Here is a 6,000-nt window from a genome sequence, read left to right on the forward strand (position 1 = left end):
AAGCGCCGCGTTCGCTGCGATACCGAGGGATATCCCGACCATCACTTCGACCAGATTCCCGTTCACCGTCCCCTCCCGCTCGATCGCCGCGTGCGGCCGCGGCGAGTTCGCGTCGGGTCGTTCGCCCACATCGGCGGCGGCGTGCTCGGCCGCGGGAACTCCGGCAGCTCCGGCGCGTCCGGCGTGGCGTCGTCGCCGAGGGAGGCTGCGAACCGGGACAGGGTCGACGTGGCTCTCCGCGCGGAGTCCCGGAGACGTGCGGCGTCTCGGAGACGTGCGAGGCGCGCCGCATGGAAGCTGTAGTTCGGGTCCTGGGTGACGAATTCGACCTCTCCGCCCCGCTCGACGACGTCGACAACGACCGCCTCGCGTCGGCGACCAGCGATCTCGATGGCGATCCGGTCGCCAGGCACCAGGCGTCCCATCGAGACGAAGGTGCCGCGGCGATCGGGATTCACGGGCAGGGCTTCGCCGACTCGGGCGGTGTGCAGCTCGGCCGCCCCCTCGATGATGCCGCCGTCGGCGAACGCTTCCGAATAGAAGAATGACCCCATCCGGCGAAGGCGTTCTTCATCGCGGGCCTGTAGATACACGTCGAGGGCGTACGACCTCCACGGCAATCCGTCTAGTGAGCCGAGGAATCCGCTGGCGATGCCACGACGGATCCGTTCGAGCTGCTCGGCTGTCGCCCACGGTCCGATGAAGTCCGATCCGGGGCAGAGGATCTCGGACTCGTCCTCCGTGTACCGATAGTCGGGGTCCACCTCGCCGCGCCACCGCATCTCCTCCATGCGCCGGGTGATCGCGAGACCGTGCCAATCCCGCGTGCAGTGGGGGCATTTCGGGAACTGTGGGTCGCCGAAGTCGAAGCCGGTGCGTGGTTCGCCGGCGTCGAGCTGCTCGTCGATGAGCGCGTCGATCTGATCCACGATGTCCGTCATCGCCCCTCCTCCCAGAGACCAGTCTTGCGCCGGAGCTCGATGACCGATTCCCAGGTTTCGATCACGTCACGCCAGGTCGCGCGGTCCTCGTCGGTGGTTGCTGCTGCGAGAGCGTCCTGCGCCACCCGCAGCCGGGCCTCGAGCTGCTCCTGGGTCTTCACTGTGGGTCTCCTTCGAGTGCGCGGCGGAGGTCGGCGGGGTCGGCGTCGGGGCGTGCGGAGAGGTCCGCGTAGAGGTCGCCGTCGTCGTGGACGGTGATGGTGTCCAGGGCTGCATCGAAGTTGGTGTAGCCGCAGTAGTTCACGAGTGTCGACTCGACACGGCTGCTGGGTTCGGGGAGTTCGAGGACGGCGAACCGGGCGAGCAGCGTCTCGGCGACGCGGGTCAGGTCGAACCAGCCATCGAGGCACGTCTCGGTGAGGTCCGCGTCATCGACGGAGGACTCCGCGTCGTAGAACGCGTCGGCGAGGAGGGCGTCGGCGATCTGGCGCTCGAAGCGTGTGCCGGCGGCGCGGGCGGATGCTCGGGTGCGGGTCACTGGACTCTCCTGCTGGATCGGCGGGCGCGGGCACGGCGGGTGTGGCCGTGTCGGCAACTGGCGTCCTCATTGAGGGCAACACGGGGTGTGGTGGTCATTCGTCGCCCTCCCATGCCTCGATGACGTCGTCCGCGTGGAGCGCGGCGAGTGCGGTCATAGCTTCGTCGCGGGTGAGTTCGCGGCGGTCGAGGCTGCGTTCGAGGTCGTCGATGACGTACTCGGCCACGTCGGCGTTGGATTCGATGGTCTGGCAGCCAACGTCGATGTCCCCGTACTGGCGCAATGCTTCTTCGAGGACTTCTTCGACCATGCTCCTGATGCGTTCTGGGCGGGTGGGGTTGGTGATGCGGACGGTGTGGCTGCGCCCGAGGTTGACGAAGCCCTCGCTGGGATTGGCTACCGGCCTGGTCGCGTCATGGTGCGCGTTGACCGCGGCTCGGTCCGCGAAGAGGGCGTCGCAGACCATGCAGGTGCCGTAGGGCACGCCGGGCTTGGGATCGTAGATCGAGGGGTGGGTGGTCTCGGTCACGGCTGGTTTCTCCTGGTGGCAGTGGGTGCCGCACACGGGCGGCGGGACGAGGATGCGCAGGCACACCCAGCACGGCTGGGGTTCGGGCGGCGGATCGAACAGGGACGGGGCGGTCATCCCTCCACCGACCCTGTGCCAGGCTGCCATTCGTGTCTGCGGGACGCGGCGAGCGATACGGGGCCGGTGATCCGTCTCCCGCAGTCGAGGCAGAGCAGCGGCGGTCGCCGACGTCCATCGGCGGGGATGTGGTGGAGCCGCGAGTGCGGGCAGTCCGGGCCGAGCGGGGCCGGACGCCGACGCCGCAGCCACCTCACGACGCCGCCTCGTTCGCGAGTTCGAGGAGGACATCCCTACTGGCCCCTGTCGTCAACGCTCGGTCGACAGACCATCCACGTCGCAGCCTGTGGACGAGGGTGTTGCTGGGGATGCCGAGGGTTGAACCCCATTGGGTTACGGTCTTGACATGTCCGCGCCACTCGATGACGTGGTTGTTTCGCTTATTCGACTGCTGGGCTGCATGACTGATCCAGCGACAGTTTCGTGGTTCGTAGTCGCCGTCGGTGTCGATTCGGTCCAGCTCAAGATCGGGCCGGAATGTCGACCCCATGTCGGCGGCGAACAACTCGTACGAGCGCCACCGTGGGCACACCGCGATTCCGCGTCCGCCATAGTCCCGCCAGGCTCGATGGTGGCTGTTCTCGCAGCGGTCGAGCATCGCCCGCCAACGCTGGTAGAGCGGGCTACCCGTTTCTCCGTGAGTCCTGGCCCGCATAGAGGCGGCGCAACTGCTGCACGCCGATGCTCGTCCAGCCGTCAGGGTGGCTCCACGAACGTGGACGTACCGGGCGCAGCCGCAGCGGCACAGCCACATCCATGCTCCGGTGGCGTCCTTGTGTGAGCGTTCAACTGCCACCAGACGGCCGAAAGTGCGGCCAGTCAGTTCGAGTGCTGGGGGCATCAGATATCCTCCATCGCTGCGAGTTCGAGTAGGACGTCGGCGTGGCACGGGGCGTCGAGCGGACACCAGCAGGCGAGATCACGGCCCGCCAGCTCGCGGCGAATGTCGTCGACCGACGTGGGAATGACGTTCGTCCGCCAATCGCCGCCCTCGTAGCGGAGCTGGTAATGGTCGGCGGCCAACCCCCGCTTGTAGAGCAGGACCGCCTCGGCACGGCCTCTCGCCATCGTGGTGAGGGCGCCGATCCGATACACGAAGCCGTCGTCGACGGCGAAGGGGTTCCGCCACTTCGTCGGCCGTCCGACGTAGACGGTGTTCTCGGGCATGCGCCAGCCGCGGGTTCGTTTGCGCTGGATGCGCTTCGGCGCGGTCACGACGTCTCGCTCGGGTCGTGGAGGACGGTCGCGGGGAGTCCGACGTGCACGGGCAGGCACACCCCGCCGTTCTTTGGCCGGCTCGGAGTCAGTGCAAGGAATGCTCCGTCGCGCCGCTTCACGAGGAGCATCTGCGACGGTCGATATCCGAACGGAACGATCTCACTGTAGACGGGCAGCGCGTCGAGCTGCTCGCGTGTGGTGATGACGCGGGCCGGGGGACGCCAGCCCGCTGCGAGGGCGGCGTCGGCGCCGCGGAAGCATGTCCGCTCCTCATCGACGCAGTCCTGCCAGCTCTGCACGCACATCCCCCTGTGGATCGCTTTCGCCAACTCTTCTCGGGGGCTCATGCGTCGTCTCCGTCCTCGTCGGTGTCGTCCCATCCGGAGAGGTGATGGTGTCCGCACAGTGGCCACGGGGCCTCACAGAGGGAGCATTGCGGGCCGAGGCCGTCCAGGCTCATGACGGGGCGGGCGAAGTAGGCGGCGTACCGTTCGAGCTTGTTCGCGATCCAGTCGGCGGCGCGTTCGGCATGTTCGTCGGTGAGGGCGAGTTCGTCGCGGACTTCGCGGATGAAGTCGCGGGACGCGGCCACTCGGGGCGGCTTGGACATCACGGGGCGGTTGGGGTCGCCCATCGAGCTGAGGATGCCGACGAACTCATCGTGGCTCATGCCTTCACCTTCTCGGCGCGGTTGGCTGCCGCGCACAGGGCAGCAGCGAGGATGCGGAGGTCAGCGGGGGTGTCGCCGTAGCGATGGGAGAGGACCGCTTCGATGTCGCCGTCGTCGTAGACGGTGATGGTGTCCAGGACCGCGTGGAAGTCGACGTAGGCGTTCGTATCCTCATCGCCGTCGAACCGTGAGTCGGGTTCGGGGAGTTCGAGGACGGCGTGGCGGGCGAGCAGCGCGGACGCGACGGCCACCAGGTCGAAGGTGTCGGAGATGGTCGTCTCGGTGAGATTCGCGTCATCGACGGAGGAGTCCTGGTCGTAGAACGCGTCGGCGATGAGCCGGGCGAGCGCCTCGGGCGTGATGGTCATGCGGTGAGTCCTTCCGTGGCTGGCGTGTCGTTCGCGGGGCTGTGTGGCCCGTGGGCGGACGAAACGGTGGTGTCTGGTGTGACGGGGTGGGTGGCGGGGTTCTGGTCGTCGTGGATGCGGATGCGGTGGACCGCGACCGTGCACCGCTCCCCCGGCCTCGCGAGCTCGGCGTACTCGAACGGGTGCTTGCGGATCGCGGTGACGACCCACCTCTTGCCGTCGTGGAAGGTGGTTTTCACTGGGGCTCCTGGTGTCTGGGTTCGGCGGGGTCTGGCGTGCCGAAGCGTTCGATGTGCCGGAGACGGCGAGGAAGCGAGGCGGGAGGGTCCGGGAGTGACGGCCAGCGGTCGACGAGTTTCACTCGATCGACGCACGGGATCGCGCGCTCGAAGCCGTCCTCGGTGGTACACCTGGCCCCCACGGCCGCACCGCAGTGCGGGCAGTCGTGGCGGCCGGCGTAGTCGTACGGGTTCATCGGGCGGCCCTCACGGCTGCGCGAAGCGCGCCGGTCCACCCACCATTGACGGCGAATCTTGCTGCCCCCCCCTGCGCGCGTTACGCAACGAAAGATTCCCTCTCAACGTAAGAACCATCTGCGTAAGTCCGTGCGTGCGTGCGTGGGAGTCCGTCGCGGGAGTCCGCAATGGGATCTCCGATTCGGAGTCCGATCCGGAGTCCGAATCGGATGCGGTCAGGCGGCGCGTTTCCAGCATCCGCACTCCTTCCCATGCCACCGGACACAGTTGGCCTTCTTGGAGGCCGATTCGGCCTTCTGCCTGCGGTCTTGGTGTGCGTCGCTGGTCCACTGGTATTCGTCCCAGTCGTTGATCGCGTACCCACCTTCGACGGCGTGCCAGAGCCTCGCCATGACCAGATCGGTGGCGTCGGAACGACCTCCATGGAGGAACGGAAGTGCCGCTGCAGGAACGAATCCGTCCGTTTCGTGGGCGCCCGCGTAGCCGAGCGACGCCATCCACACGACGATCGCACGGTGCTTTCTGCGTGAAATCAGGTCCAGGATCTTCGGATTCGACGCGAATTGCGTGTCCAAACGGACCCACGGGAGGGCCATCAGGCAGCACCCCCGAACCATTCGTCGATGTCATCGGGCAGCAGCCGCCCGGACATCGGGCATCCCTGACCGGTCGGTGTGCGGTGCCTGCCAGCGATACGGCCGCGCGACGTGATGCTGTTGCGGATCGGCCGGACGCAGACGGGGCACCGCGTGGTTGGTGGGGCGATATCGCTCATGCCGCACCACCGACCGTGGACCGCTGGATCCGGCGCCGCTGCAGCGCGGTGAGTCCACCCCAGATGCCGAACCGCTCATCGTTCGCGAGTGCGTGGTCGAGGCACTCGGTGCGGACGGGGCAGCCGAGGCAGACGCGCTTCGCGCCGATCCCCGTCTCCCCCGGCTCGGGGAAGAACGCCTCGGGATCGGTCTGCGCGCACACGCCGTGCTCCATCCACGGTGCCTGATTGAAGATCTCGAACAGGCTCATGCCGCTGCTCCTTCCGATTCGGCGAGGGCAGCGGTGACGCGTTCACCGAGCCAGCGGGCGACACCGACCGGGACGGCGTTGCCGATCTGCTTCTTGACCTCGGCCCCGGTCCCTAAC

General features: G+C 67.7%; 11 protein-coding genes. All 11 read right to left on the bottom strand.

Features of this window, described 5'->3' with window-relative positions; translation table 11 throughout:
* Window positions 1–62: 62 nt before the first annotated feature.
* Window positions 63–941 carry a hypothetical protein gene (locus RR1_RS20110; RefSeq protein ID WP_010836803.1) on the bottom strand — a complete coding sequence of 293 codons (879 nt, stop codon included), beginning with the start codon at window positions 939–941 and terminating at the stop codon, window positions 63–65.
* Complete coding sequence (locus RR1_RS22435; RefSeq protein WP_010836804.1) at window positions 938–1,102, bottom strand: hypothetical protein; 165 nt, start codon at window positions 1,100–1,102, stop codon at window positions 938–940. The genes RR1_RS20110 and RR1_RS22435 overlap by 4 nt, the downstream gene beginning before the upstream one ends.
* Window positions 1,099–1,479 (bottom strand): hypothetical protein, encoded by a 381-nt coding sequence (locus RR1_RS20115; RefSeq protein ID WP_010836805.1) that lies wholly within the window; start codon window positions 1,477–1,479, stop codon window positions 1,099–1,101. Before RR1_RS20115 ends, RR1_RS22435 begins: the two co-directional genes overlap by 4 nt.
* Before the next feature lie 94 nt (window positions 1,480–1,573).
* On the bottom strand, window positions 1,574–2,008 hold the full coding sequence (locus RR1_RS20120; protein WP_143153956.1) for a hypothetical protein: 435 nt from the start codon (window positions 2,006–2,008) through the stop codon (window positions 1,574–1,576).
* Between the two features lie 957 nt (window positions 2,009–2,965).
* Window positions 2,966–3,340, bottom strand: a complete 375-nt coding sequence (locus RR1_RS20125) for a DUF4326 domain-containing protein (RefSeq protein WP_010836808.1) — start codon at window positions 3,338–3,340, stop codon at window positions 2,966–2,968.
* Window positions 3,337–3,690 (bottom strand): hypothetical protein, encoded by a 354-nt coding sequence (locus RR1_RS20130; protein ID WP_143153957.1) that lies wholly within the window; start codon window positions 3,688–3,690, stop codon window positions 3,337–3,339. Before RR1_RS20130 ends, RR1_RS20125 begins: the two co-directional genes overlap by 4 nt.
* Window positions 3,687–4,013, bottom strand: a complete 327-nt coding sequence (locus RR1_RS20135) for a hypothetical protein (protein WP_010836810.1) — start codon at window positions 4,011–4,013, stop codon at window positions 3,687–3,689. The genes RR1_RS20130 and RR1_RS20135 overlap by 4 nt, the downstream gene beginning before the upstream one ends.
* Window positions 4,010–4,381, bottom strand: a complete 372-nt coding sequence (locus RR1_RS20140; RefSeq protein ID WP_010836811.1) for a hypothetical protein — start codon at window positions 4,379–4,381, stop codon at window positions 4,010–4,012. The genes RR1_RS20135 and RR1_RS20140 overlap by 4 nt, the downstream gene beginning before the upstream one ends.
* Complete coding sequence (locus tag RR1_RS20145; RefSeq protein WP_010836812.1) at window positions 4,378–4,620, bottom strand: hypothetical protein; 243 nt, start codon at window positions 4,618–4,620, stop codon at window positions 4,378–4,380. Before RR1_RS20145 ends, RR1_RS20140 begins: the two co-directional genes overlap by 4 nt.
* Before the next feature lie 452 nt (window positions 4,621–5,072).
* Window positions 5,073–5,453, bottom strand: coding sequence for a hypothetical protein (locus RR1_RS20150; RefSeq protein WP_040772236.1), 381 nt, complete (start codon window positions 5,451–5,453; stop codon window positions 5,073–5,075).
* Window positions 5,454–5,628: 175 nt separating this feature from the next.
* Window positions 5,629–5,883, bottom strand: a complete 255-nt coding sequence (locus tag RR1_RS20155; RefSeq protein WP_010836815.1) for a WhiB family transcriptional regulator — start codon at window positions 5,881–5,883, stop codon at window positions 5,629–5,631.
* Window positions 5,884–6,000: the final 117 nt, after the last annotated feature.

It is taken from the genome of Rhodococcus rhodnii NBRC 100604 (genome assembly GCF_001894925.1).
Taxonomy (GTDB): domain Bacteria; phylum Actinomycetota; class Actinomycetes; order Mycobacteriales; family Mycobacteriaceae; genus Rhodococcus_F; species Rhodococcus_F rhodnii.